This is a genomic window from Collinsella aerofaciens (assembly GCF_015554145.1).
Taxonomy (GTDB): domain Bacteria; phylum Actinomycetota; class Coriobacteriia; order Coriobacteriales; family Coriobacteriaceae; genus Collinsella; species Collinsella aerofaciens_AA.
This window is the reverse complement of the sequence record NZ_JADNHZ010000012.1, coordinates 20,094-45,520: the sequence shown is the minus strand read 5'-3', so window position 1 is coordinate 45,520 and position 25,427 is coordinate 20,094. Positions and strand designations below refer to the sequence as shown.

The 25,427-nt window shown below is 61.5% G+C and carries 18 protein-coding genes; 15 read left to right on the top strand and 3 right to left on the bottom strand.

Annotated features, from left to right (window positions below; translation table 11 throughout):
* The first annotated feature begins 524 nt into the window (after positions 1-524).
* Together I2E13_RS06310 and I2E13_RS06305 are read left to right on the top strand one after the other, a co-directional pair.
* On the top strand, positions 525-1,349 hold the full coding sequence (locus tag I2E13_RS06310; protein WP_195404544.1) for a PfkB family carbohydrate kinase: 825 nt from the start codon (positions 525-527) through the stop codon (positions 1,347-1,349).
* On the top strand, positions 1,342-1,671 hold the full coding sequence (locus I2E13_RS06305) for a TIGR04076 family protein (protein ID WP_229057856.1): 330 nt from the start codon (positions 1,342-1,344) through the stop codon (positions 1,669-1,671). Before I2E13_RS06310 ends, I2E13_RS06305 begins: the two co-directional genes overlap by 8 nt.
* A gap of 132 nt (positions 1,672-1,803) precedes the next feature.
* Here I2E13_RS06305 and I2E13_RS06300 read toward each other — a convergent pair whose 3' ends face one another.
* The gene (locus I2E13_RS06300; protein ID WP_195404543.1) at positions 1,804-2,250 is read right to left on the bottom strand and encodes a low molecular weight protein-tyrosine-phosphatase; all 447 of its coding nucleotides are present in this window, start codon (positions 2,248-2,250) and stop codon (positions 1,804-1,806) included.
* A 51-nt stretch (positions 2,251-2,301) separates the two neighbouring features.
* A complete protein-coding gene (locus I2E13_RS06295) occupies positions 2,302-3,546 on the bottom strand; it encodes an MFS transporter (RefSeq protein ID WP_271817615.1) in 1,245 nt (414 codons plus the stop codon).
* Between the two features lie 152 nt (positions 3,547-3,698).
* Between I2E13_RS06295 and idi the strand changes: the two genes are divergently transcribed.
* The 12 genes from idi to I2E13_RS06235 all read left to right on the top strand — a co-directional run bounded on the left by idi (position 3,699) and on the right by I2E13_RS06235 (position 23,262).
* Entirely contained in the window at positions 3,699-4,646 is a 948-nt protein-coding gene (gene idi / locus I2E13_RS06290; RefSeq protein WP_195404542.1) for an isopentenyl-diphosphate Delta-isomerase, read from the top strand.
* A 243-nt stretch (positions 4,647-4,889) separates the two neighbouring features.
* Positions 4,890-6,347, top strand: coding sequence for an SLC13 family permease (locus I2E13_RS06285; protein WP_229057854.1), 1,458 nt, complete (start codon positions 4,890-4,892; stop codon positions 6,345-6,347).
* Positions 6,348-6,444: 97 nt separating this feature from the next.
* The gene (locus I2E13_RS06280) at positions 6,445-7,932 is read left to right on the top strand and encodes a UbiD family decarboxylase (RefSeq protein ID WP_195404541.1); all 1,488 of its coding nucleotides are present in this window, start codon (positions 6,445-6,447) and stop codon (positions 7,930-7,932) included.
* Positions 7,933-7,965: 33 nt separating this feature from the next.
* Entirely contained in the window at positions 7,966-8,544 is a 579-nt protein-coding gene (locus I2E13_RS06275; protein ID WP_195404540.1) for a UbiX family flavin prenyltransferase, read from the top strand.
* 29 nt (positions 8,545-8,573) lie between these two features.
* Entirely contained in the window at positions 8,574-9,506 is a 933-nt protein-coding gene (locus tag I2E13_RS06270) for a MerR family transcriptional regulator (RefSeq protein WP_229057853.1), read from the top strand.
* Between the two features lie 195 nt (positions 9,507-9,701).
* Positions 9,702-10,577: a hypothetical protein gene (locus tag I2E13_RS06265; RefSeq protein WP_117635557.1), complete on the top strand. Its 876-nt coding sequence runs from the start codon at positions 9,702-9,704 to the stop codon at positions 10,575-10,577.
* 79 nt (positions 10,578-10,656) lie between these two features.
* On the top strand, positions 10,657-11,550 hold the full coding sequence (locus tag I2E13_RS06260) for an aldose 1-epimerase family protein (protein WP_117770541.1): 894 nt from the start codon (positions 10,657-10,659) through the stop codon (positions 11,548-11,550).
* 280 nt (positions 11,551-11,830) lie between these two features.
* The gene (locus I2E13_RS06255) at positions 11,831-12,757 is read left to right on the top strand and encodes a transporter substrate-binding domain-containing protein (RefSeq protein WP_117640968.1); all 927 of its coding nucleotides are present in this window, start codon (positions 11,831-11,833) and stop codon (positions 12,755-12,757) included.
* A 9-nt stretch (positions 12,758-12,766) separates the two neighbouring features.
* Positions 12,767-13,915 carry an amino acid ABC transporter permease gene (locus tag I2E13_RS06250; protein WP_195404538.1) on the top strand — a complete coding sequence of 383 codons (1,149 nt, stop codon included), beginning with the start codon at positions 12,767-12,769 and terminating at the stop codon, positions 13,913-13,915.
* A gap of 22 nt (positions 13,916-13,937) precedes the next feature.
* Positions 13,938-14,723 (top strand): amino acid ABC transporter ATP-binding protein, encoded by a 786-nt coding sequence (locus I2E13_RS06245; RefSeq protein WP_148331840.1) that lies wholly within the window; start codon positions 13,938-13,940, stop codon positions 14,721-14,723.
* Positions 14,724-14,795: 72 nt separating this feature from the next.
* Entirely contained in the window at positions 14,796-16,223 is a 1,428-nt protein-coding gene (locus I2E13_RS06240; RefSeq protein ID WP_195404537.1) for a M20/M25/M40 family metallo-hydrolase, read from the top strand.
* A 295-nt stretch (positions 16,224-16,518) separates the two neighbouring features.
* A complete protein-coding gene (locus tag I2E13_RS06235) occupies positions 16,519-23,262 on the top strand; it encodes a Spy0128 family protein (protein ID WP_195404536.1) in 6,744 nt (2,247 codons plus the stop codon).
* A gap of 81 nt (positions 23,263-23,343) precedes the next feature.
* On the opposite strand, the gene I2E13_RS10920 is transcribed toward I2E13_RS06235, so the two are convergent.
* Complete coding sequence (locus tag I2E13_RS10920) at positions 23,344-23,502, bottom strand: hypothetical protein (RefSeq protein ID WP_158567811.1); 159 nt, start codon at positions 23,500-23,502, stop codon at positions 23,344-23,346.
* A gap of 508 nt (positions 23,503-24,010) precedes the next feature.
* Between I2E13_RS10920 and prfA the strand changes: the two genes are divergently transcribed.
* Entirely contained in the window at positions 24,011-25,078 is a 1,068-nt protein-coding gene (prfA, locus tag I2E13_RS06230; RefSeq protein ID WP_055252487.1) for a peptide chain release factor 1, read from the top strand.
* Positions 25,079-25,427: the final 349 nt, after the last annotated feature.

Here is a 25,427-nt window from a genome sequence, read left to right as displayed (position 1 = left end):
TTTTGTGCCTAACTAATTTAGGAGTGCAAGAAATAAATGTCAAGGTACCAAACTTATTAAGTTACGGCGTTTGGTAAAACGCCGTAACCGCTCGACGCTGCAAACGCTCCTAAGCGGCAATCTGATCCCTTGGGGACGAAGGAAAAGGTATCGTTTTGGGCTGCGATGATGCCTTTCGAAGCGGCTTTGCCAAAAACTATGCCTAATTACTACGATGAATCCGGCATCCCCGACCATAACAGCTGTTTCTGAAAAAGCGCAAGCTATCTACCTGCGGTTTTGTTGGAGTGAAATTTGTTGTGGTTGGAGGTGGGCGGTTAAACGTAGTAAATAGGCATAGTTTTGAAATGGCGCTATATGAGTAGTATCAACTAGGCCGTTATGGAGCAAACAGCCCCCATTTCCGAAACCTTTCCGCAACAATTTGCCCTTCGTACCGCTCGCCTCTGCCCACAACGCCTCCTGCGCTACACTTAGTCGCACTGTGGCGCTGCTGCGCCGCGCCCGAAACAAGGGAGACCCTCATGAAGAATACTCAGCTGCTGCTGATTAACGATATGTGCGGCTACGGCAAGGTCGCGCTTTCCGCCATGCTGCCGGTGCTGTCGCACATGGGCTACCGTATCCATAACCTGCCGACGGCACTTGTGTCCGATACGCTCAACTATCCCAAGTTCTACATCCACGACACCACCGAGTACGTGCGCCAGAGCCTCGCCATCTGGGAGGAGCTCGGCTTTGAGTTCGACGCCATCTCCACCGGCTTTATCGTGACCGAGGAAGAGACGCGTATCATCTCGGACTTTTGCCACCGCCGTGCGCAAAAGGGCACCAAGGTGTTCGTCGACCCCATCATGGGCGACAACGGCAAGCTCTATGCCGGTGTGCCCGAGTCCACGATTGGCCTTATGCGGCACCTGCTGGAGTGCGCAGACTACGCGGTGCCCAACTACACCGAGGCCTGTCTGCTCACCGATACGCCTATTGCAGAACAGATCACGCCCGATGAGGCCCGCGCCCTTGTGGACGCCGTGAGCGAGCTGGGTGCCAAGTCGGTGGTCATTACGAGCGCCGTGGTCAATGGCACGAACGCGGTTATCGGTTACGACCATGTGGCGGGGGAGTACTTCACGATCCCCTTCGAGCTGATCCCGGTGTACTTCCCGGGTACGGGCGATACGTTCTCGGCCGTGCTTATGGGTCGCGTGATGAGCGGTTGGACGCTTCAGCGCGCCACGGCCGATGCCATGCGCGTGGTGGCCGAGCTTATCGAGCGCAATGCTGCGCAGGAGGATAAGTCTGCCGGCCTGCCCATCGAGGCCTGCCTGGATGTGATTGACCATGAGTAACGCTGGCGAGGGCGGCGTCAAGCCTGCGGGCGAGAACAGGCCGCTCGGCGCGCCGCGTGGCAAGCGGCCGCGTATCCGCGTGAGCTGCGTGGACCAGCTGGGGACGTGCCGCTGCCACCATGGTCACAAGCCGGGCGACGTCTTTGACTTTGACCGAGACCGCGGCAAGATGTGCGCCATGGCCTGTCACGTGGGCTTTCCCTATATCGATATCCTGCGCTATGGCGGAACCGTGCCTGGCAACGAGCCCGGCACAGCAAAGTTCTGCTGCCCCGAGGTCGATACGCTGAACGTTTGGCTTGCCGAGATCGTCGACGGATAGGTGAGCGTGGATTTTCTCCCGTTTAGAGCGCACTTGAATGCTCAAAGTGGGAGAAAATCCACGCTCATTTTTCATGCGGGAGATTATCCACGCTCGTTTCGCGCCGAAGGCGTGGCCCGCGACCTCGCTTGCCTACAGCTGCTCGAGCATAGCAGTGCAACCGTCGAGTACGCCGCGGTAGGTGGCATCGAAGTTGCCGGTGTACCAGGGATCGGCCACGTCGCCGGGGCGCTCGGTCCAATCGAGCAAGCGCGTAATCTTGCCGTAGGGGTCGTCGCCAAAGATGCGACGCAGGCCGCGCGCGTTCTCAGCATCCATATAGACAATGTGATCCCAGTCGCCATACTCTGCTCGACGCACCTGGCGGGCACGGTGCGCAACGACGGGAATCCCGACTTCGCGCAGCTTGGCGACCGTGCCATGATGCGGCGGGTTGCCGATCTCCTCAGTTGAGGTCGCTGCGGAATCGATGACAAACTCCGCCTCGCGCCCAGCGCGGCGCACGAGCTCGGTAAACACCGACTCAGCCATCGTCGAGCGGCAGATGTTCCCATGGCAGATAAACAGTACACGTTGCATATGCGGTTTCCTTTCGATCGCCATCATCGAGCTCGAGTATCGCATCTGCGCTTACGCCCTCGCTCGCTTGCGCTCCCAGCGAGCCAGCTTAATCGTCACTAGCGCAAGCGCCCAGGCTACGAGCGAGAACGCAGCGCCCACGGCGCCCACGTAGGCAATGCCAACGCTGCTCACCACGGCGCCGCCTACTGCGGTGCCAAACGAAATGCCGACGTTAAACGCCATGGGTTCTACCGAGCTCGCGAGCACCATCGACTTGGGATGGCGGCTGCGCGCCACGTCCATAAAGTGCGTGATGCATGACACCGAGAACAGGTACATGAGCAGCGCTAGGCTAAAGACAAAGACCAGCGCGAGCGGCATGGTGTCGCCCACGGCAAACAGCCCGAGTAACGCCGCAGCTTGCAGCACAAACGTCACAAGCAGCGCCTTCATGCCAAAGCGCGCGTCGATCCATCCGCCCAAGATGTTCGAGACTAGGCAGAACACGCCGTAGGCCATAAGCGTGGTGCTCGCCTGAACAGTGCCCATGCCCAGCACCTGCTCAAGATAAGGCGTCACGTAGCCGTAGAACACATAGACCGATCCCACGCCAAACAAAAAGATGAGCATGCCGGTGATGATGCTCGGTTCGCGTAGCAGACTCGCCTGCTCGCGGAAGGTAGCGGGTTCGTCGGTCTGTCCGGCGCGCGGCATAAACGCCACGAGCGCTCCGCAGATCAAAACGGCAAAGGTCAGCGTACCGTACATGGCCACGTGCCAGTCGAGCGTGTCGGCCACAAGCTTGCCAATCGAGGTCACAAAGACCATCGCCACGGAAAACGCGCCGTACACGACCGAGATGGCAAGCGAAGTTTGCTGCGGGGACAGCAGCTCGGGGATGTACGTCACGCCCACGGCGAGCAGCGCGCCCGAGACGGATCCCAGGACAATGCGCGAGATAAACAGTACCTGGAAGTTGGGCGCCAACGCCATGACCAGATTGCCGAGCACAAAGATAATGCTGTAGCACACGAGCAGCTGGTAACGACGGAAGCGCCCCGTGCTGAGCGCAAGCACCGGCGTCGCGATGGCGTAGACCAGTGCAAAAACGCTGATGAGCTGGCCCGCAGCGGCAAGCGATATGCCGAGTTCCGTCGCCAAGTCACTTTCGATGCCGATGACCACGAACTCGGAGCAGCCGAGCGAGAATCCCAGCAGCACGAGCAGCGCCAGGCAGAGCCTGGTGCGCGCGGGGGAGAGCGCGGCGGCGGTTGACTTACTTTTAGGCGTGGTTGCGGCGGTCAAGGTTGTCACTCCAATGTCGCATGAATAAGCGGGATTCAATCCCTGCAACTCTAACAGAATGTGTCAGGTGCCTGCCTCCTTTGTCGCAGGCTGCGCTTGCCTGTATAGTCGCAATACAGGCGAAGATGGTCTCAGGTACATTGCGGGCGACAGGAGATCCCATGGGTATGCACACGACAAAGGTTGTAGTGGGCGAGGGCAAGTTTGCGCTCGAGGCCCAGTTGACGGTGACGCCGCGAGGTATGGCGGTGTACGCCTGCTCGCCGGAGTTTGCGCACCTGGGCGCCACGGCGCAGGCCATTCCTCGCCCCGAGCCCGGCCGTACGGCGACGGTGAGCATCCTGGCCGTTCCGTGCCATCGAGACGAGATCCCGGCGCACGATATTGCGGCGGCGCTGGCCACGCGCTTTGGCGTGCCGGTAGTTGCAAGCACGGGTTTTCATGTGGAGAACGCGACCGCGGACGACTTGCGGCGCATGCTCGATACCACCAAGGAACTCATCGCCGCGCTCGAGGAGGCCGCAGCCCGCATTCTGCGCGCCGGCTGGGATGAGGGCGGCGCAGGCGCCGAGGTCGTGGCGGTCGATGCTGCGACCGGCGAGGCACTTGGCCCCGTCGATCGCATCGAAGCCCATACGGGGGAGGGCGTCCTGCATCAGGCATTTCTGACGCTTCTGGTCGAGGGCCAGGGCGAAGACGCGCGCCTGCTGCTCTGTCGCCGCAGTCCGCTCAAGCGCCTGTGGGGCGGGGTGCTGGCCGATAGCTGCGCCGGCCATCCGCTCCCCGGGGAAGACGTCGCGGCCGCCACGGCGCGTCGCATCAACGAAGAGCTTGGCATCACGCGCGGGCCCGATCAGCTCAAGCACCTCGGTCACGTGGTGTACCGCGAGGACCACGGCGACGGCCGCTGCGAGTGCGAATGGTGCGAGGTCTACCTTGCCCATGTTGAGCCGGGCGAGCTGCATATCAACCAAGAGGAGATCTCGGAAGTGCGCCGCGTGGCCCCGTCCGAGCTTAAAGGCTACCTGCAGGGTCACCCCGAGCAGCTGGCCCCCTGGCTCCGCGAGGCCCTCAGCGACCCATCCATCCGTACGGATCTCGCTATGTGAAACAAAAGACAGTCCCTTTGCCACATCCAAACCGTCACAACATTCGATGAAAATCTCGAAATCGAGGAAAAGCGTCGAATGTTGTGACGGTTTTGCCCAGAGGATCGCTTCTCATCCAAAAATCCCGCTTGACTGTATTGCCACAACACAGCGCAACGTAAGGGGTGTCCGATAACGGGCGCCCCTTTTCAAGTGGCAACGTGGCCGCGAATCCGGAGCGCCCCCAACAAGAAAGGTGGAGAGATGGAAGCGGAAAAGAAGGCGTTTAAGATCACCAAGCGCGAAATTGGCTTTGTGCTGGGTATCGTTGTCTTTTTGCTGGTGAAGTTTCTTCCTTTGGCGGAGCTGAGCTCGACGGTCGAGCTCACGGTCGGCGCTCAGACCTGTCTGGCACTGACGCTCGCCACGGTGGTGTTCTGGGCATGCGGCGTGGCGCAGCCGGGCTTTGTGGGCCTGCTCTACTGCGCGCTGCTTGTTCTGTTCAAGGTGTGCGTGGACGACACGGGCGCCGCGAGCATCTCGGCGACAGTCGCCTCCACGTTTAGCTCGTGGACCAAAGCCACCATGTGGCTCGTCATTGGTGCCTACCTCATCGCCAGCGCGGTCAAGGAGTCGGGCCTGGGCGAGCGCATCGCCTATGCGTTTATGCTCAAGTTCGTGCGCGACGCCAAGTCGCTCATCATCTCGATCTTCGCTCTCACCTTTGTGCTGTCGCTGCTGATCCCGCATCCGTTCCCCCGCGCCTTCCTCATCCTCGCCGTCGTCTCGGTCATCGCCGAGTCCGCCGGCTACGGTGACGACGACAAGGGTAAGCTCGGCTTCCTCGTGTTTGCCGCTGCTGCCCCGGGCTCCATGTTCTTCCTGACGGGCGACTCCACACTCAACCCGCTCGTTGCGCAGTACAGCGCCGAGGCCGGCGGCATGAGCCCGTCCTTTGTCGACTGGTTCCTGTACATGAGCGTGCCTATGCTGGTCGCGCTGCTGTGCACCCTGTTCTTGGGTCTCTTCCTCTTTAAGCCCAGCAAGGAGCTCGTCTACGATCGCGAGCAGATCGTGGCCAAGCAGGCCGCGCTCGGCAAGCTCTCCGTCAAGGAGATCCGCACCATCGTGTGGCTTGTCATCGCCATCGCGCTGTGGCTCACCGTCTCGGGCGATTACATCGGCTGGGTGACACTTGCCATCGGCGTCGCGCTCGCCATGCCCATCATCGGCGAGGTCCTCACTCCCGCCAGCTGGAACGCTGTCGACATCAAGTCCCTCATGTTCCTGACGGCCGCCATGGCCGTGGGTTCCGTGGGCGGCGCCACCGGCATGAACGCCTGGATCGCCGACGTCGTACTCCCCAGCTCCGTGCCCGAGAACATCTTCCTGTTCGCCCTGCTTGTCGCCGCGCTCTCCATGGTCATCCACATGTTCATGGGCTCGGTCATGGCCGTGCTCGGCGTGTGCGTGCCGGCGTTCATCAGCTTCGCGGCCGGCTCCAGCGTGAGCCCGCTCGCCGTGGCGCTCATCGTCTTCACGTCCATCAACATCCACTACATCCTGCCGTTCCACAACCTGCCGATCCTTATCGGCGAGGGCAAGGACGCCGGCGGCTACACCTCCAAAGAGGCCATGCGCATGGGCATTCCCCTCACCGCGGTCGTCTTTGCCGTCGTGCTGGTCGAGGCCGCCTGGTTCCACCTCTTTGGCCTGATGTAAACGGTCGAGCGCCTCATCTATGAGCGCCGCGGCCCCACTACGTTACCCAGCCCGGCGGCATCCCCGCCGCCGGGCACTCTCCCGAAAGGAGCATGCTATGTCCACTACCGATGCTTCCCAGATCCACGACCTGCGCTCCGCACTCGACTTTTTGCGCGAGATGCCGGGCCAGCTGCTCGAGACCGACACCCAGGTCGACCCGGACGCCGAGGTCTCGGGCGTCTATCGCCACGTCGGTGCCGGCGGCACCGTTATGCGTCCGACCAAAGAGGGTCCGGCGATGGTCTTCAACAACGTCAAGGGCTTTGACGATGCCAAGGTCTGCATCGGCATGCTTGCCAGCCGCAAGCGCGTTGCCGCCCTGCTCGATCTGGACGAGGAGCACCTGGGCCTCGAGATCGGTAAGCGCTTCGAGAACCTGATCGCGCCCGAGCAGATCGCCGAGGGCAAGCATGTCGACTGCCAGGAGGTCGTGTACAAGGCGACCGACGAGGGCTTTGACCTGCGCAAGATCGTTCCCGCTCCCACCAACACGCCCGTCGATGGTGGCCCCTACATCACCATGGGCCTCGCCTACGGCACGAGCCCCGACGGCTCCCAGTCCGACGTGACCATCCACCGCTTCTCCTGCGTCGACAAGGATAAGCTTGCCATGTGGATTACCCCCGGCAGCCGTCACCTGGGCGCGTTCTTTGACGAGTACTGCCAGCGCGGCGAAGACATGCCCATCTCCATCTCCATCGGTTTGGACCCCGCCGTGTACATGTGCTGCGGTTTTGAGGCTCCCACCACACCGCTCGGCTTCAACGAGCTGCAAATTGCCGGCGCCCTGCGCGGCCACGCTGTCGAGCTTGCCGACTGCGTCACCGTTCCGCAGAAGTGCATCGCCAATGCCGAGTACGTGCTCGAGGGCTACCTCATGCACGACGAGACCATCAACGAGGACGTCAACGGCCACGGCTACGCCATGCCCGAGTTCCCCGGCTACACCGGCGGCGCCAAGGTCTGCCCGGTGATCAAGATCACCGCCGTCACCACGCGTGTCAACCCCATTATGGAGAGCTGCATCGGCCCTTCGCACGAGCACGTGTCCATGGCCGGTATCCCCACCGAGGCTTCCATCTACAAGATGGTCGAGACCGCTATCCCGGGCCGCCTGCTCAACGTCCACGCTGCTCCCTGCGGCGGCGGCAAGTTCGTTGCCATCATGCAGTTCAAGAAGTCGAGCAAAAATGACGAGGGCCGTCAGCGCAACGCCGCCATGCTCGCCTTCTCGGCATTCTCCGAGCTCAAGCACGTCATCCTTGTTGACGAGGACGTCGACATCTTCGATATGAGCGACGTGATGTGGGCCATGACCACGCGCTTCCAGGCCGACGTGGACCTCATCACCATCCCCGGCTGCCACTGCCACGTGCTCGATCCGTCCAACGACCCCGCGTTCGACCCTTCGATCCGCGAGCACGGCATTGCCTGCAAGGCCATCTTCGACTGCACGGTCCCGTTCGACCTCAAGAAGAACTTCATCCGCTCGCAGTTCATGGAGATCGACACAGATAAGTGGGCAGCAGAGCTCGCTTTCTAGTACGTAGCCCTGCCAAATAGTTAAGGAGTTGTCATGCCTGAGTCTTCTGTTCGTCCTCGTCGCATTGTCGTTGGCGTTTCTGGTGCCAGCGGCGCTGCGCTGGGTCTCGAGTGTCTCAAGTGCCTGCGTCAGGCCGGTGCCGAGTCGGCGCTTGTCGTCACGCGTGGGGGAGAGATCACCATCGAGCAGGAGCTCGGCATGACGCTCGACGAGTTTGCCGCGCATGCCGATGTGGTCTACGACAACAAGAACATCGGCGCCGCCATCGCAAGCGGAACCTATCCGGTCGACGGCATGATCGTGGCGCCCTGCTCCATGAAGACGCTCGCCGGCATTGCGAGCGGCTATAGCGAAAACCTGTTGCTGCGCGCGGCCGACGTACAGATGAAAGAGCAACGCCGCCTGGTGCTCATGGTGCGCGAGACGCCCTTCAGCGCCATTCACGTCGACAACATGGCGCGCCTGGCGCGCGTGCCGGGTGTCATGCTCATGCCGCCTATGCTTACGTTTTACAACGGCCCCGCCACGCTCGATGACGCGGTGCATCACATCGCCGCCAAGGCGCTCGAGGCCGTCGGCGTGTCGTGTGCAAACTATAAGCGCTGGTCGTAGGCGTTTTTAGGGTAGGATACGAGGGGTGTTTGAGCCCGCTGCCCCTGTGGGCGGCGGGCTTTGTGCGCCAAAAGGATGTGTCGGGAGGACCTATGCAGACGGGCATGTATGCGATTAGCGAGATGGCGAGCCTGTTTAACGTTTCGCGCCAAACGCTCATCTACTACGACAAGATCGGCCTGTTTAAGCCCGCCGTGGTTAACGAAAAGGGCTACCGTTTCTATTCGCCCACGCAGATCCCGCTCATGCGCCTGATCTGCATGCTGCGCGACCTGGGGCTCGAGCTCGATGAGATTGACCGTCTGACCTCGACGTTCGACATCGGCGAGATGACCGATCACCTGCGCTCACGGGTGCAGGCGCTCGACGAGCAGATTGCCGGGCTCAAAGCCGAGCGCGCGAGCGTGCAGGAGCGCCTGAGCTTTTACGACGAGGCGGTTTACTGGCGCGAGCGCGAGGGCAGGCCGGAGCTCAAGCAATTCGAGCGCCGCTACGTGGTCTTTGAAGAGTTTCCGAGCGAAATCGAGCGTGGCCGCTCGATGCTTCACCCCACGCTCATGCGGGCGATACTGCGCATGCGTACGCTGACGGGCACGCGCCCCATGCGCGGTTGGGGAGCTATGTTGCGTCGCGAGGCGCTGCATTCCGACGATCCCATCGCCGGCGCCGGCTCCTTTGCCGTGCTGCCGCGCGGTGCCGAGGAGATGCTGCCGAGCGATCCTGCCGAGCTGGCGGAAATTGGCGTCGAGGTGCTGCCCGAGGGCACGTATCTGTGCATGAGCCGCTGGGGCATGCCGTATGAGCCCGAGGGCATCCGCGCCATCGTGGCTTGCATGGACAAGCACGCGCTCCAGCCCATCGGCAACGCTTTCGACTTTTGCTACCTCGACACCACGAGCTACGACGAGTCCCATCAAGAGGACTTCTGCTGCATCCAAATCCCCGTCGCCCTTCAGATGTGACAAAGGGACAGTCCCTCTGTCACATTCGCGGCATGGCTGCCGCCCAAACCGTCACAACATTCGATGAAAATCTCGAAAACGAGGAAAAGCGTCGAATGTTGTGATGGTTTTCCTATCTGTGCCGGCGAGCCGCCGTGCCGTCTGGGGGTATAAGGCTAGCAAGTGTTTATTTGCGAGGCCAAGGGGGCGCCCCGTATGGATATCGATAGCTTTGAATGGTGGTACAGCGAGGGCGAGGCTCCGGATGAGGTGTGGGACGAGCCCTTGCCAAGTGATGAGTTGAGCGACGGGACCGATGTGGACTCCGATGCTGGCGATGCGCTTGACTCGGATGCCGATTCCGACCCCGCCGAGCCCCTGACCTTCGAGCAGGCCTGGGCCCAGGCCGAGGCCGACGAGGCAAAGGCCGATGCCACGGCCACGCTGGGTGAGCCAGCCGACATGTCCATCTCGCCGGCCAAGACCCCGCAGCCGCGCCACACCATCGACCCCGGCAGCACGGCATCCTTCAGCATACTCGACGTGCCCGCGCAGGGTGCCCAGGCGCCCGCCCCCACGCGTCGCCCCAACCTGGCTCGCGAGGAAGACGCGGCCCGCCGCTCACCGCTCGGCCCCATCCTCATCGCCTTCATGGCCGGCGTCATCGCTTGCTCGGCGATCGGAAATGTCTGGAGCCACGTGGAGCAACAGCGCAAAGACGCCGCCAAGGTCGAGATGTCTGTCGAGCAATCGCTCAGCCGCACGCGCTCGGTGCATGTGTCGGTCGAGGTTAAGGACGGCGCGACGTGGGATACCGCGCGCGGCGATAGCCAAATGCTCATCCATATCGTGGGCCGCACGCTCAAGGGACAAGCAATCGACGAGTATCAATACGTTAATTCCGAAGGTGACGGCATCGAGCTCAAGCCCGGCGACTACGAGCTCACGGTCGATGAGCCGCCCGTCGCCACCGACGGCACGCGTTACCGTGCCTCAAAGCGCATGGTTCCGGTGAGTTTTAATTCACAGGCGCCCGATACGGTCGACAGCACGCCGCAGGGCGGGTTCGACCTTTACGCAATCGTTCAATAACTGTGCCTGTCGCTTCTCCTTGCCGCCAAGAGTGGGACAATAGCCCTCGACACTATTGTTTACTTTTGGAGGAAGTAACATGTCCACCGTCACTACCATCAAGCGCGGCGGCCTCACCGCGGCCATCGATTCCATGGGTGCCCAGCTCACGAGCCTTGCCCTCAACGGCAACGAGTATCTGTGGCAGGGCGACCCCGCCTTTTGGGGCAAGCATGCGCCGATTCTGTTCCCCATCGTGGGATCGCTGCGCAACAACACGGCAACGTCTGCGGCCGGCACCTGCGAGATGCCGCGCCACGGACTCGCGCGCATCGTCGAGCACAAGCTGGTCGAGGTCTCTGAGGACGGCTCGTCTGTCACCTACGAGATCACTGACACGCCTGAGTCGCTCAAGGCGTTCCCCTTCCACTTTAAGCTCAACATGACCTATGCCCTGACCGGCGACGCCACGCTTACCCAGACCTTTGCCGTTACGAACACCGGCGACGTGGACCTGCCGTTCTCGGTGGGCGGCCACCCTGCATTTAACGTGCCCGCCCCCGGTGCCGAGGACGAGGCATTCGAGGATTACGAGCTGGCGTTTACCGAGGCTTGGACCAACGAGGCTCCCATCATCACGCCCGATGGCCTCATGACGTTTGAGGGTAGCTACAAGGCGCCCGATAACTCTGACGTGCTGCCCATCACGCACCGCAGCTTCGATAACGATGCCATCATGTTCACCGATACCCCGGGTTCCACGCTCACGCTGCGCGGACGCAAGTCGGGCCACGGCGTCAAGATCGACTTTGAGGGCTTTAAGTACATCGGCGTGTGGTCTGCCGCCAACGATGCTCCGTTTGTGGCGCTCGAGCCTTGGACCGGTCACACCACCATGGACACCGAGGACGACGTCTTTGAGCACAAGGTCAACACCATTACCTTGGCACCGGGTGAGACGGACGTTCGCAGCTTTAGCGTTACCCTGCTCTAGAGGTTCCGCCGTTCTAACGAACGACGGACCGGTCGACGCTGCGCGCCACCCAGAGCGACAATTTGTCATTCAAAAGGCAAGGCATGACCAGAAGGTCTATGCCTTGCCTTTTTCATGCTAACTTGTTCGCTCTGGGTGGCGCCCGCTGGCATTGCCAAAACATCGACGCTCCCAATGACTACCGTGTGTCTATTAATTTTTCGAGCTTGTGCTGCGCTGCTGGTCGCTGGCGTATATCCTGTTAAGTCGTCAGCATACGATTCAACAGGGAAGGCAGATTATGCATTCTCCCCATCAACGCGACGCGCATCCACAGCCGGTATGCAGCCGTCGCATCTTTTTGGGTAGCGCTCTCGCTGCGAGCGCTTCTGTCGTCGCCGGCGCACTTGCCGGCTGCCAGCGTCCCTCCACGCTGGAAGTAGTTCAGCCCACGACGGGCGGCGGTCGCGATGACCTGTCCGATTCTGTGATCGGCAAGGATAAGATCCGCATCGGCATGGAGGCGGCCTACGCCCCGTACAACTGGCAGGTTTCCGAGGCCAGCGAGTTCACGATCCCCATCGACAACGTGCAGGGCGCCTATGCCGATGGCTACGACGTGCAGATCGCCAAGATCGTCTGCAAGGCTCTCGGCGGCGAGCCCGTTGCCGTCAAGCAGAGCTTCTCGGGCCTTATCGACTCGCTCAACAACGGCCAGATTGACCTCATCATCGCCGGCATGAGCGCCACGCCCGAGCGCGAGGAGTCCGTCGGCTTTTCCGACCCGTACTTCATTGGCTACTTTGGCCTGTTCGTAAAAGAGGGCTCGCCCTACCAAAACGCCACCAAGCTCAGCGACTTCAGCGGTGCCACGGTGCTCGGCCAAAAGGACACCATGCTCGATACCGTCATCGACGAGATTCCGGGCGTTGTGCACAAGAACCCGGTCGATTCGGTCCCCACGGTGTTCTCGAATCTGCTGCAGGGCACGTGCGACGCCGTGACCTACAACACGGAGAACGAAAAGGGCTATATGGCCCAAAATCCCGGTATCGTCCCCATCCACTTTGCCGAGGGCGAGGGCTTTAAGCAGGAGGTCACGGCAAATGTCGGTTGCCGCAAGGGCTCGGACAAACTGCTTAAGCTCATCGACAAGACACTCAAGGGCATCAGCCAGGAGGAGCGCGACCAGATGTGGGACGCGTGCCTCGACCGTCAGCCGGCATAGGGAGGCAGCATGAAAGGCATCAATCGTCTGGCCTCCTTTATCAAGGCCGACCACCGTTATGTGTACCTGGGCACGAGCGTTATCGCGGCGCTCGGCTTGGCATTTAGCCAGCGCAACCCCACGCCGCTGAGCTTTTTGGCGCCCACCGGCATCTTCCAAGATTGCCTTTGGGCGATTCTTTGGGCCTGGATCGTCGTGTCGGCGGCAGCGCTCGTCACCAAGGTTATGCACTGGAGCGACTATCGCGAAAAGTCACCGTTTGCATCCGAGCGTTTCCGTCGCGGCGCGCGCCTGGGCAGCTATGTCGTGGTCGTCATCGCGGCGATCTTCTTTGTCGACCGCTGCGTCATGTCGTTTATCGACCTGGTGCAGGTGAGTATTGTCTCGGACTCCAACCCCAGCGACTTTTTGTCGAGCCTGGTCTACATGACCTACAAGAGCGGGGACTTCTTTATCCGCGGCATCGAGATCACCATCGCACTTGCGACCTTCGGTACCGTCATCGCTTTTTTCCTTGCGCTGCTCTTTGTGTTTTTGCGCATTCAGACCTTCGATCGCGTGGACAACGACTTGGTGCGCTTCTTTAAGAGCATTGGCCGAGGCTTTGCGACCATCTACTCCACCATCGTGCGTGGCACGCCCATGATGGTCCAGGGCCTACTCATCTATTACGCGGGCTTCACCGTTTTGCGCGGCATGGGCTTCGAGACCGCCCAGGCCAACCAGATCTGGAGTACCTTCACTGCTGGCCTCGTCACCATCTCGCTCAACTCTACCGCCTACATGATGGAGGTCCTGCGCGGCGGCATCGAGTCCATCGATCCCGGCCAGGCCGAGGCTGCGCGCTCGCTGGGCCTGTCGCAGTGGCAGGCTATGCGCAAGGTCGTGTTCCCTCAGGGCATTAAAAACGCGATCCCCGCGCTCACCAACGAGCTCATCATCAACATCAAGGACTCGTCGGTGCTTTCGGTCATCGGCGTGTTCGACCTCATGTACGCCACCACCACCGTCGCCGGCGTCTACTACCGCCAGATGGAGGTCTACTGCGTGGCGCTCGTGGTCTATCTGATCCTGACGCTCGTGGCGAGCCGCCTGCTCGAGGCCTTTGGCAAAAAGCTCGGCGCCGCGGCCCCGGCCACGCTGCCCAGCTCCAACTAGGCTCAAGACGAGGAGAATCATCATGGCAGATACCGCCACTACCGGCGCCGCGGCCGCCGCACAAAACCAAGAGCCGCTCATCCGCGTCGAGGGCCTGCGCAAGAGCTTCGGCTCGCTCGAGGTGCTCAAGGGCATCGACCTTGCCGTCAATCCCGGCGAGGTCGTCACCATCATCGGCGCCTCGGGCTCGGGCAAGTCGACCTTCCTGCGCTGCCTCAACCTGCTCGAGACTCCGGACGCGGGTCACATCTGGTTCCACGGCCAGGACCTCACAGCCGAGCGCTGCAATATCAACAAGCTGCGCGAGGACATCGGTATGGTGTTCCAGGGCTTTAACCTGTTCAACAACATGGACGTGCTCGACAACTGCACGCTCGCGCCCGTCACGCTCAAAAAGATGGGCAAGGCCGAGGCCGAAAAGGTCGCTATGGAGCATCTGACGAGCGTGGGACTCGAAAAGTTCGCGCATGCCGCCGTGGGTCGCCTGTCCGGTGGCCAAAAGCAGCGCGTGGCCATCGCGCGTGCCCTGTGCATGAACCCGCAGATCATGCTGTTCGACGAGCCGACCTCCGCGCTCGACCCCGAGATCGTGGGCGAGGTGCTCGAGGTCATGCGCAAGCTCGCCGCCGATGGTATGACCATGGTTGTCGTCACGCACGAGATGGCCTTTGCCCGCACCGTGTCCGACCGCGTGGTCTTTATGGACAAGGGCGTGGTGCTCGAGGACGCGGCACCGGCCGAACTCTTCGGCAACCCCAAACACCAGCGCACCCGCGAGTTCCTCTCTCGCTATCTCGAGGACAAGTAACCGACCGCAAACACGTGAACGACAGGGCCGCTCCGGTGGGGCGGCCCTCGTTGTCACAATCGAAAGGATGTCATGGCCGAGGTTTGGCGCTTTTTTGCGCATGAGGACGATTTTGCCGATTTGGATGAGGCTGGTGCGTGCGAGCGCTTGGGCCGCGTCCTGTCGTTTCCGACGATTTCGAGCATGGATGCCGAGGCGGTGGACTGGCAGCCGTTTTCCGATTTGCGTGCCTATATGCAGCAGGCCTGGCCGCGCGTGTTCGCGGCGGGCGAGGTTGAGCTTATCGACCATTCGCTGTTGGTGACGCTTGCCGGCTCCGACCCCGCGCTCAATCCCGTCATGCTCATGGGCCACATGGACGTGGTCCCCGTGGTGCCGGGCACCGAGGAGGACTGGACACACGCTCCCTTTAGCGGGCACGTGGACGACACCTACATTTGGGGCCGCGGCGCCATCGACATGAAAGACCAGGTCGCGGGCATTCTCGAGGCGGTGGAGTATGCACTGGCGCACGGTTGGCAGCACGAGCGCACGCTGCTGCTGGCCTTTGGCCAGGACGAGGAGACCACACAGTACGGCGCGGGTGCCATCGGCCGCGTGCTCGAGGAGCGCGGTATTGAGCTTGAGTACCTGATCGACGAGGGCGACTACCGCATCGTTCCGGCTGCCGAGTATGCTGCGGGCGAGGGCTGGCTCATGCACGCAGACCTGGCCGAGAAGGGCTATGCCGACGTTGTGCTCAAGACGAAGAGCGAAGGTGGGCACTCGTCCAATCCCTACGGCGGCACGTCTCTCGAGGTGCTCAGCCGCGCCATCGCGTCGATCTGCGATATCGAGTGGCCGACGCGCGTGACCGACCTGCTTGCCGCACAGCTTGGCGAGCTGGGGCTCTACACGGTCGACGAGATCGCCTCCAACAAGGACGCCATCGTACGCGATTGCCTCGCTAGCAAAAAGCTCTATCCGCTCGTAACGACCACCTGCGCGCCGACCCAGATCGAGGGCGGCAGCACCGGAGCCAACGTAATGCCGCAGGACATGTGGGCCAACATCAACTTCCGCATGCTCGAGGGCACGAGCGTGGCCGACGTCGTGGCGCGCTGTCGCGAGGCTGTTGCCGCGGCGGGGCTCGCCGGCCGTGTCGAAGTGGAGCTCGGCCCCGGTAGCTCCGAACCCTCGCCGTCCCCGCGCGTGGGCGGTCCGGGGCTCGAGGCCGTCCGCGCCATCGCCGCCCGCTATTTCCGTGATCCCAAGCCGACGGAGGAAAACGGATCGTCTGCGGTGGGCCAAGAGCCGATGAGCATCGTGCCCTCGACCGTGATTGGTGCAACCGATGCCGCCAACTACCAGCGCATTTGCCACGAGTGCATCCGCTTCTCCGCCTTTGTGGTCGACGATGACGAATGCGACCGCGGCGTCCACGGCACCAACGAGCGCATCACCCGTCGCGCCTACCTCCAAGGCATCCGCTTCCTCATCGCCCTGCTCCACACGCTCTAGCATGTGACAAAGGGACTGAGCCGATTTCATCGGTAATGAGACAAAAACTGTCATAGAATAAGACTAAGATATCTTAAGAGACATATGCTGGGGTTGGTATTCCTTGAACGACTGCGGGCATGTGCCAGACTGCCTCGGCCCCCGGGGAGCACTCGGGCAGGTCGCCGTGTGACTGGGGAGGAAATTATGCAGGAGCTCAGAGAGACGACGTCTCGACTCGTGAATAATGCTACCGGGGGGGTGTCTAAGCAGGGAACTTCCTGGTGAACACCGGCCGCGCGAGCGGTGGTCCGTCATGTCTTATGGCCGTCGTCGTGGGCTGCGCCCGGTCTCGCCATATGTGATTGTTTTGGCCCTCGCCGTCGCGCTGACGGCGAGTTTCTTCCTGCCGACCCGTGCGGAAGCGGCGTTTTCGGACCACACGGTTACGACGATTTCGCCTTCGGGGACAACAATCAACCTGTTTGATTACTGGGTGAATCCCGATAACCATCTGTCGGTTTCCGGCAACGGCGGCGTCAACGCAGGCCACAAGTTCCAGTTTAACGACGGCAAGGGTGATGGGCCGCTCAACAATTGGACGGGCGGCACGAGCCCGCGGCCCGGCATCGTCAACAACACGCTTTCAGATGGCTACCCGAAGCTTTCCGAAGCCTTGGGCGACGAGTCCCTCCGCTACCTATTCGATTCCTCTGCCCAGACCGGCAAGACATCCCATTTTGGCGTGACGGGCCTCCTTAAGGTTCAGGACGGCTACTACGTCTATGACAGCTCCGAAAACTACGCAGCCTACAACGCTGACAAGAATGCCTTTGACATCTATGACACCTGGGGCATTGACAAAGTGGGCGATTCGTCCCACCAGGGTCAGTTCTTCCCGTTCGACGCGGCAGACAAGGTGTTCAAAGAGGAAAACGACAGGCTCGTCCAAAACGGCATCAAGGCAGACAACACCGGTGATTCGCGCTACAACGGCGGCAAACCCGTCAACCACCACTTCGGTCTCTCAATGTCCACGCGATTCGTGCAGCCCAACGGCGGCCTGACGAACAATAATAATGACATGACCTTCGAGTTCGCCGGCGACGACGACGTCTGGGTGTTCATTGACGATGTCCTTGTGGGCGACATTGGCGGCATTCACAACCGCGCGAGTCTGAGCATCAACTTTCGTACGGGCGACATTAAGGTAAACGACAATTACAACGGCACACTGCTGACCAAGTACCAGGAGGCGGGCAAGGCCGACGACACGAGCTGGAAAGGCAACACCTTCGCCGACGACACCAACCACACCCTCAAGTTCTTCTACCTGGAGCGCGGCGCCACCGACTCCAACATGGAGCTCAAGTTCAACCTCGTGACGGTGCCCGAGTCCGACATTATCAAGTTCGACCAGGATGGCAAGTTCGTACAGGGTGCCGAGTTCGCGCTGTACAAAACAGACGGGAGCTTTACAGATACGACCAATAACGAGAACGCGCTTCTCGGCTCCGGTACCACGGACGAGGCCGGCCACCTAACGCTCACGAACGACGTGGACAACGGCGTCATCAACTTCGACGATCTCTACAACAAGGATCACGACAACAACAAGTACTACCTCCTGAAGGAGACGCGCGTACCCGAGGGATACCGCTCGAGTCTCGCGGCGACGGGTGGTAGCATGCAGCTCGAGTACGTGCCCGCGAGCGCTGAGAACGGCGCGGGCGGCGTCATCATCAACCGCGGCGGTATGGACGCGGGCAGCGTCGTGTGGAAGACCGGTGCGTTCGCCGCCGCGAAGGAGACCATCACCGCGCCGTCGACCGTGTACAAGGCAAATAATGACCTGACGAAGTCCGACAAGACCGTCAATCTGGACTCCGGCATACTGTTCGCTGTGGTGCTCAAGCGCGACAAAAGCGCAGGCACAGGTATCAAAGATCCGAGCAATTGGTACGCCGTGTCGGGCGACCCATCGACGGGAGCGGGATACACCCTCGCCAAGGAGCCGGGCATGACCGGTGCTATCGAGGCGGCGAAGAAGGACCTGCACGCCTTCACGCTCAACACAAGCGGCCAGTACCAGGTAGAGATTCAAAATCTGCCCGGTGACATCTCCAAGTACTACTACCTGCTGAGCGGTGATGCCCGCAAGGATGCCGAGTACACGGTGGCCATCTGCCACACAACGGCGAGCTCGATCGGCGACGCGACGCCTAAGAACACAGTCCACGTGTACAGCGACGACATCGCAGACGGCACGAACTTCAAGCGGCAGTTCGCCACGCGCCTGCTCGTCACGAACATCCAGAATCGCCTGTTCGTGCAGAAGACCGATACCGAGGGTAAGCCCGTTGACGGGGCGAAGTTCGGCCTTTACAAGTCCACCCAGGTGACTACGGATGCGAACGGCAAGGCCGTGCTCGATGGCGACCAGGCCTCCTACGACACCCTGACGACGAGGTCGGTCGCCAACCCGGTCAAGCTCGAAGGGGCGGGCGTATTCCCGTCTACGAGCGACAGTAGCGAGCCGCTCGTGAAGGGTACCTACTTCCTGAAGGAGGTCTCGGCGCCCAATGGCTTCCTGCTTAATGACAGGCTCATCAAGGTGATTGTGGACGATTACGGCGTCCACGCCGATGCTGGTACAGTTGATGACGGCGTTTCGACGTTCGTGGGCGTGGGCTCGCTCATGAAGAGCCTGGGCCAGTTTGGCGCAGAGGGCGACATTGACAACACGCTCACGTGGATCAAGGGCCAGCGCCAGACGTCCGACGGGACGCTCGACGGCAACGGCAATCTTTCCTGGAACAATGACGCCAAGGGCGGCGAGAATGAGGTACATCTTAAGTACGGCGCCAATGGACGTGTCTACCAGTATGGGCCCACCAAGAAGGACGAACCTTACCGCCTGGAGACCGAGACGGGCTGGATACGTATGGGCATCACGCAGGATGAACCTGGTGTCACTAATGCGAAGGGCGCCCGCGCCGATCTGGGCGACATGAACCTGAATGCCCTGTTCACGGGCGCCACCTGCGTGCGCGTGGCGAACGAACGCGAGGCGAGCCTCGAGGTGACGAAGAAGGTTGACGTGCCCGATGGCCTGACGGGCAATAAGGACGCGGGGTTCACCTTCAAGTTCACCGTGCCCGAGGGGAAGACCTACAAGGCTGCAGTGTTCGAGAAGGCGGGGACTGCGGGCGAGCGGCGGGTCGGCAACGTGTTCAACCTGACGAACGGCTATTCACAAACCATCACGGCCGACCAGACGATCCGCGTGTACGGTCTCGCCGAGGGTGACCAGTACGCGGTGCAGGAGCTGACCGGCGCAGACAAGATGCCCGCGGGCTATAAGCTGACCGGCCGCAAGCAGGGTGACAAGAATCTGACTGAAGAAGGCGATAGCATCTCGGGCAGGATTGCCCCGCAGAATTCCGACGGCACGGTGGCCAAAGACAACAAGCTGGTGTTCACCAACAGCTACAGCGTGAAGTCTTCGGTGACGCTCACAGGCATCAAGGCGAAGAAGAAGTTCACCGGCCGTGAGTGGACTAGCGCCGACAGCTTCGAGCTTTGCCTGCGCGCCGCCGATGGAACGCCGATGCCTGATGGTGCCACGGCAGCGCCCGTGGCCGGCATGAAGCAGGTCGAGAAGACCGTTACGAGCGCCGAAGAATTTAGCTTCGGAGAGATTAAGTATGAGAAGCCTGGCAAGTACACCTACTACATTGCCGAGACTACGCCCGCCAAGAGCGATCCCAGTTGGCTGGGCGGTGTCAGCTACTCCAGCGCCGAATACAAAGTGACCGTAACGGTGAAGGATGACGGCAAGGGAAATCTGACCGAGCCAGTCGTCAAAATGGAGCAGATCTATAAGGATGATGGCACCGCCACATCTCAGGTGATCGACGATCAGATTGCGGTGATCACGAACACGTACCGCCCGAAGGAGACCTCGGTAACGCTCAAGGCGACGAAGCGCTTCACGGGCGGCGAGCTCGCGGGGAGTGACTTCACGTTCCAGCTGCTCGACAAGGACGGCAGCGTGGTCCAGACTGTCCAAAACGAGAAGGACGGCAAGGTCGCCTTTGCAGCCATCGACTACGCTACGCCGGGCGACCACGACTACACCATCAAGGAGGTGAAGGGCGCCGACTCGACCGTCGTCTACGACGCGAAGGGCGTGAAGGTCCACGTCAAGGTCACCGACGAAAAGGGCGAGCTGAAGGCGACCGTCACCTACGACGGTGAGAAGGCCGTGCCGACCTTCACCAACACGAAGCCGACGGCGGACGTCACCGTTGAGGCCACGAAAGTTCTCGCGGGCAAGGACCTGACGGCCGATGCGTTCACCTTCGGCTTGTACGACCAGGACGGCAATGAGGACGCTCGCGGCACCAACGATAAGAATGGCAAGGTCAAGCTGACCGTCAAGGGCCTGAACCTGGGCGAGTACGACTACACGCTCAAGGAGGAGAAGGCCGGCCAGTCCGTCGACGGCGTGGCCTACGACGCCAAGGAAGTCAAGGTCCACGTCAAGGTAGAGCAGAACCAGGACGACAACAACAAGACGAAGGTGACCGTCACCTATGACGGTACCGCTACGGCTCCCACCTTCAACAACACCTACACCGCAAAGGGATCCGTGGAGCTGACGGCGACCAAGACCATCAAGGTTGCGGACGGCTTCGATCACACGACGAAGCCTGCGGACGGCGAGTTCACCTTCGACCTGAAGGACGCTGCCGGCAACGTGATCGCCACCGCGAAGAACGATGCAAACGGCAAGGTCTGCTTCACGCGCGAGTTCCAGCTCTCCGACTTGGACGGTGCCGCGAGCAAGGACTTCACCTACACCATCGTGGAGCAGCCGGGCGCGGAGCCGGGCATGGTCTATGACAATCATGCCCTCACCTATACGGTGACGGTCACAGACGGCGGGAACGGAGCACTGAATGCGAAGGCGATCGTGACGAGCGCATCCGGCTCGGATACCTTCACCAACACCTACCAGCCGGCCGCGACCGGTCTGGCCCTCGGTGCGCAGAAGAGCTATGTGAAGAAGGACGACAACACGCCGATCGTCCCCAAGGACGGCGAGTTCACCTTCGATGTGTACGAGGGCAAAATGACTGCTGAGCAGCTTGCCGGGGCCAAGCCCGTCCGGACCGCGACCAACGGCGCGGACGGAAGCGTTAACTTCGACGCCTTCTCCTACGCGAAGCCGGGCACGTACGAGTACACTATCGTGGAGCGGAAGGGTGATCTGGCCTACGTGACCTACGACGACGCGGTGCATCATGCCGTGGTGACGGTTGTGGACAATGCCGGCACGCTGCAGGCGAGCGTCGCCTACGACGGCGCGGACGCCACGAAGCCCACCTTCACCAACACCTACAAGGCGAAGGCGACGAACTCCGGCGCGATCGCCCTCACCAAGAGCGTTGACGTGCACGACGGCAGCTATCAGCTAAAGGCGGGAGACTTCGCCTTCGAGCTGGTGGGGTCTGACGGTACGGTGCTCCAGACCCAGAAGAACGACGCCAAGGGCAAGGTTTACTTTAACGAGCTGACCTTCGACCATGCGGGCACCTTTCCCTTCACGGTCCGTGAGGTGCAGCCGACGGACGGCGCGCCGGGCGTGCCGGGCGTGACCTACACCGGCAAGACGTACACCCTGACCTACGTGGTGAAGGACAACAACGACGGCAAGCTGGTGGTAGAGAGCTCTACGGTGAAACCGAGCGAGGGCACCGAGAACGGCGTCACCCCCAATACCATGACGTTTGCGAACAGCTATCAGCCGGGTCAGACCTCCTACCAGATCTCTGGCACCAAGGTGCTTGAGAATGCCGACCCGGCCACCACGCGGACGCCCGCCGATGGCGAGTTCACATTCGCGCTGATTGACGTGGCCACCGGGCAGGAGATCGACCGGACCACGAACGTGGGTAAAGCGTTTACCTTCAAGGCCATCTCGTACACCGCAACTGGTTCGCATGCGTACCAGGTGAAGGAGGTTGCGGGCCAAGATGGCACCATCACTTACAGCGATGCGGTGCTGGACGTAACGGTGAACGTGACCGATGACGGCAGCGGCCAGCTGACCGCGACGGCGAACAAGACGGCTGCGGATCTGACCTTCACCAACACCTACACGCCGACGGCAACGACGGCGACGATTACCGGAACGAAGGCTCTGACCGGCCGCGACCTGGCCGAGGGTGAGTTCTTCTTCAACCTGAAGGACGCCGACGGTAACGTGGTGCAGACGGTGCAGAACGGCGCCGACGGCACGTTCGGCTTCGCGCCGCTGCAGCTGGACAAGGTGGGGACGTACGTCTACACCGTGTCCGAGCGGGCAGGGGCGACGGCGAACGGCGTCACCTACGACACGACGGTCTTTACCGCGACGGTGACGGTGACGGAGAATGCGGAGACGCACGCGCTGGAGGCGCAGGTTGCCTACAGCAAGGGCGGCAAGGCTGCGGATGCGGTGGCGTTCAGCAACAGTTACGCGCCGGCCGCGACTGAGGTGAAGCTGGGGGCCTCCAAGGTGCTGAGCGGCGAGGACCTGAAGGAAGGGCAGTTCTCCTTCCAGCTGAAGGATGCCGACGGCAAGGTGCTGCAGACCGCAAAGAACGCGGCGGACGGCACGGTGGGCTTCGAGGCGATCTCGTACGACAAGCCCGGAACGTACGCCTACAGCATCTCCGAGGTGGACGACGGTCAGAAGAACGTGACGTACGACGCGGCCGAGCACCGGGTAACGGTGACGGTGACAGACGACGGTGCGGGCCATCTGGTGGCGACGGTAACCTATGACGGCGCCGTGGCGCCGGTGTTCAAGAACACGTACACGCCGCCGACCACCCCGCCGACGGAGCCGCCCACCAATCCGCCGGGCAAGTCACCGGTGCCGAAGGAGGAGAAGCCGGGTCTGCCGTATACGGGCGATACCAGCTTGTCGCCGATGGCCCTGGGTGGCATCGCGGGCGGCGCGGTGGTGCTGATCGCCGCAGGCGTTATCCTGCGGCGCCGGAACCGGTAGCTACGGCGGCCGAGAAGGGCTTTGATTGAGGGCGGGTGGTCGCAGGGCGCGGCCGCTCGCCCTTTTTGGTGAAAGGCTATGTTAACCCGCCGTTTGCACGTCCGGCTCCAGATGGAACTCGTACTCCGGCTCCATCATCTTCTTCCGGATCTTTTCGTAGCGCCCGTCGTCGAGCTGCTCGCGCATGAGCGACGTCCTGTCCCCGACGCGTGCGGCCTCGCGCAGCCATCTGAACCACATCAGGCAGCTGTGGAGCCTGCGGGTCGATACGCCCTTGAACCTCTCGAGGAAGTGGCCGAGCGAACCCTGCGCTTCAGCATCCTCTGGACCGTGTCCCGCTCGTACCCGGTGAGCCTGCCGTGGGTCCTCGGGACCGCCCTCGCGGCGCCCTTCCCGCCCTTTCCGGACATGGCGTCCTCCGATCTCCCGGGGCCGGCCGATCCGGCCCTCAGGGTATCGGATTCCCAAATTTATCCGTATATGTGCGGATGAATGCGGGAGGCGTTCGGATGAAGTTGTATTCAAGGAAAGAGACTGACCCTTTGTCGCATTCCGTGCGGGTTATATGCAGGTATGCCTGCGCACGCTATCATGTATGGGTTAGATCGCAACTATGTACCCCATACGCGAAGGGATGCGCATGTATCTGAAGATCGACATGTTCTAGCCGGGCTTACCCCCGTAGTGGCGCCGCGCGCCCCATCAACTCTGCCGATTTTCACCTTCACGCATATAAAGGAGTCCCGCCATGCGCGACAAGCTCGAAAAGATTATCAAGGCCTACGAGGAGCTCGAGAAGAAGCTCTCCGACCCGGCCGTCGCCTCTGATATCAAGGAGTTCACGCGTCTCAACAAGGAGTACGCGCACCAGTCCGACCTCATCGCCGCTTCGCGTGAGTACATCGGCGCGCTCGATGACATCGAGGCCGCCAAGGAGATGCTCCACGATACCACCGATGCCGATGAGAAGGAGATGCTCCAGATGGACATCTCCGAAAACGAGGCCAAGCTTCCCCAGCTCGAGGAAGACATCAAGTACATGCTCATCCCGAGCGACCCCAACGACGACAAGAACACCATCGTCGAGATCCGCTCCGCCGCCGGTGGCGACGAGGCGGCCATCTTTGCCGGCGACCTGTACAAGATGTATCAGCGCTTCTGCGAGTCGCGCGGCTGGAAGACCACCGTGCTCGACTCCAGCCCCAGCGAGGCCGGTGGCTTTAAGTCCATCGAGTTCAAGGTCGAGGGCGACCGCGTCTACTCCGTCATGAAGTTCGAGTCCGGCGTGCACCGTGTCCAGCGCGTCCCCAAGACCGAGTCCCAGGGTCGCATCCAGACCTCCACGGCAACCGTCGCCGTGCTTCCCGAGGCCGAGGAGATCGACGTTCAGATCAACCAGTCCGACCTGCGCATCGATACCTACTGCGCCTCCGGCCCTGGCGGTCAGTGCGTTAACACCACCTACTCCGCCGTGCGCATCACCCACCTGCCCACCAACACCGTGGTGCAGTCGCAGGAGCAGCGTTCCCAGATCCAGAACCGCGAGGTCTGCATGCAGATGCTGCGCGCTCGTCTGTACGAGATGGAGCTCGAGAAGCAGCAGGCAGAGCTCGGTGCCGAGCGCCAGAGTCAGATCGGCCACGGCAACCGTTCCGAAAAGATTCGTACCTACAACCAGCCCCAGGACCGCGTGACCGATCACCGCATCGGTTTCAACTCCACCTACAATGGCGTCCTCCTGGGCGACCAGCTCGGCACCGTCATCGAGGCACTCGCCGCCGCCGAGCGAGCCGAGAAGCTGGCACAGGCTGTTTAGGTTCCGCCGTTCTACCGAACGGCGGACCGGTTGACGCTGCGCGCCGCCCAGGGCGACAATTTGTCATTCAAAAGGCAAGGCATGACCAGAAGGTCAATGCCTTGCCTTTTTCATGCCAACTTGTTCGCCCTGGACGTCGCTCGCTGACATTGCCAAAACATCGGCGTTTCCTTGGTTGTCAAATGATCCGTAGGGAGTCATTGGTGACATTGCCTTGATATTTTATTCAGTCGGCTGTGATGGCATTTGAGCTTCTTACCTGCTTAAAGCAATTGACGGCATGTATTCGCTATCGAAAATATTGCTCGAAAAAGCGTCCGAGAAGTCGCGGAGCGATTTTTGATGGGTC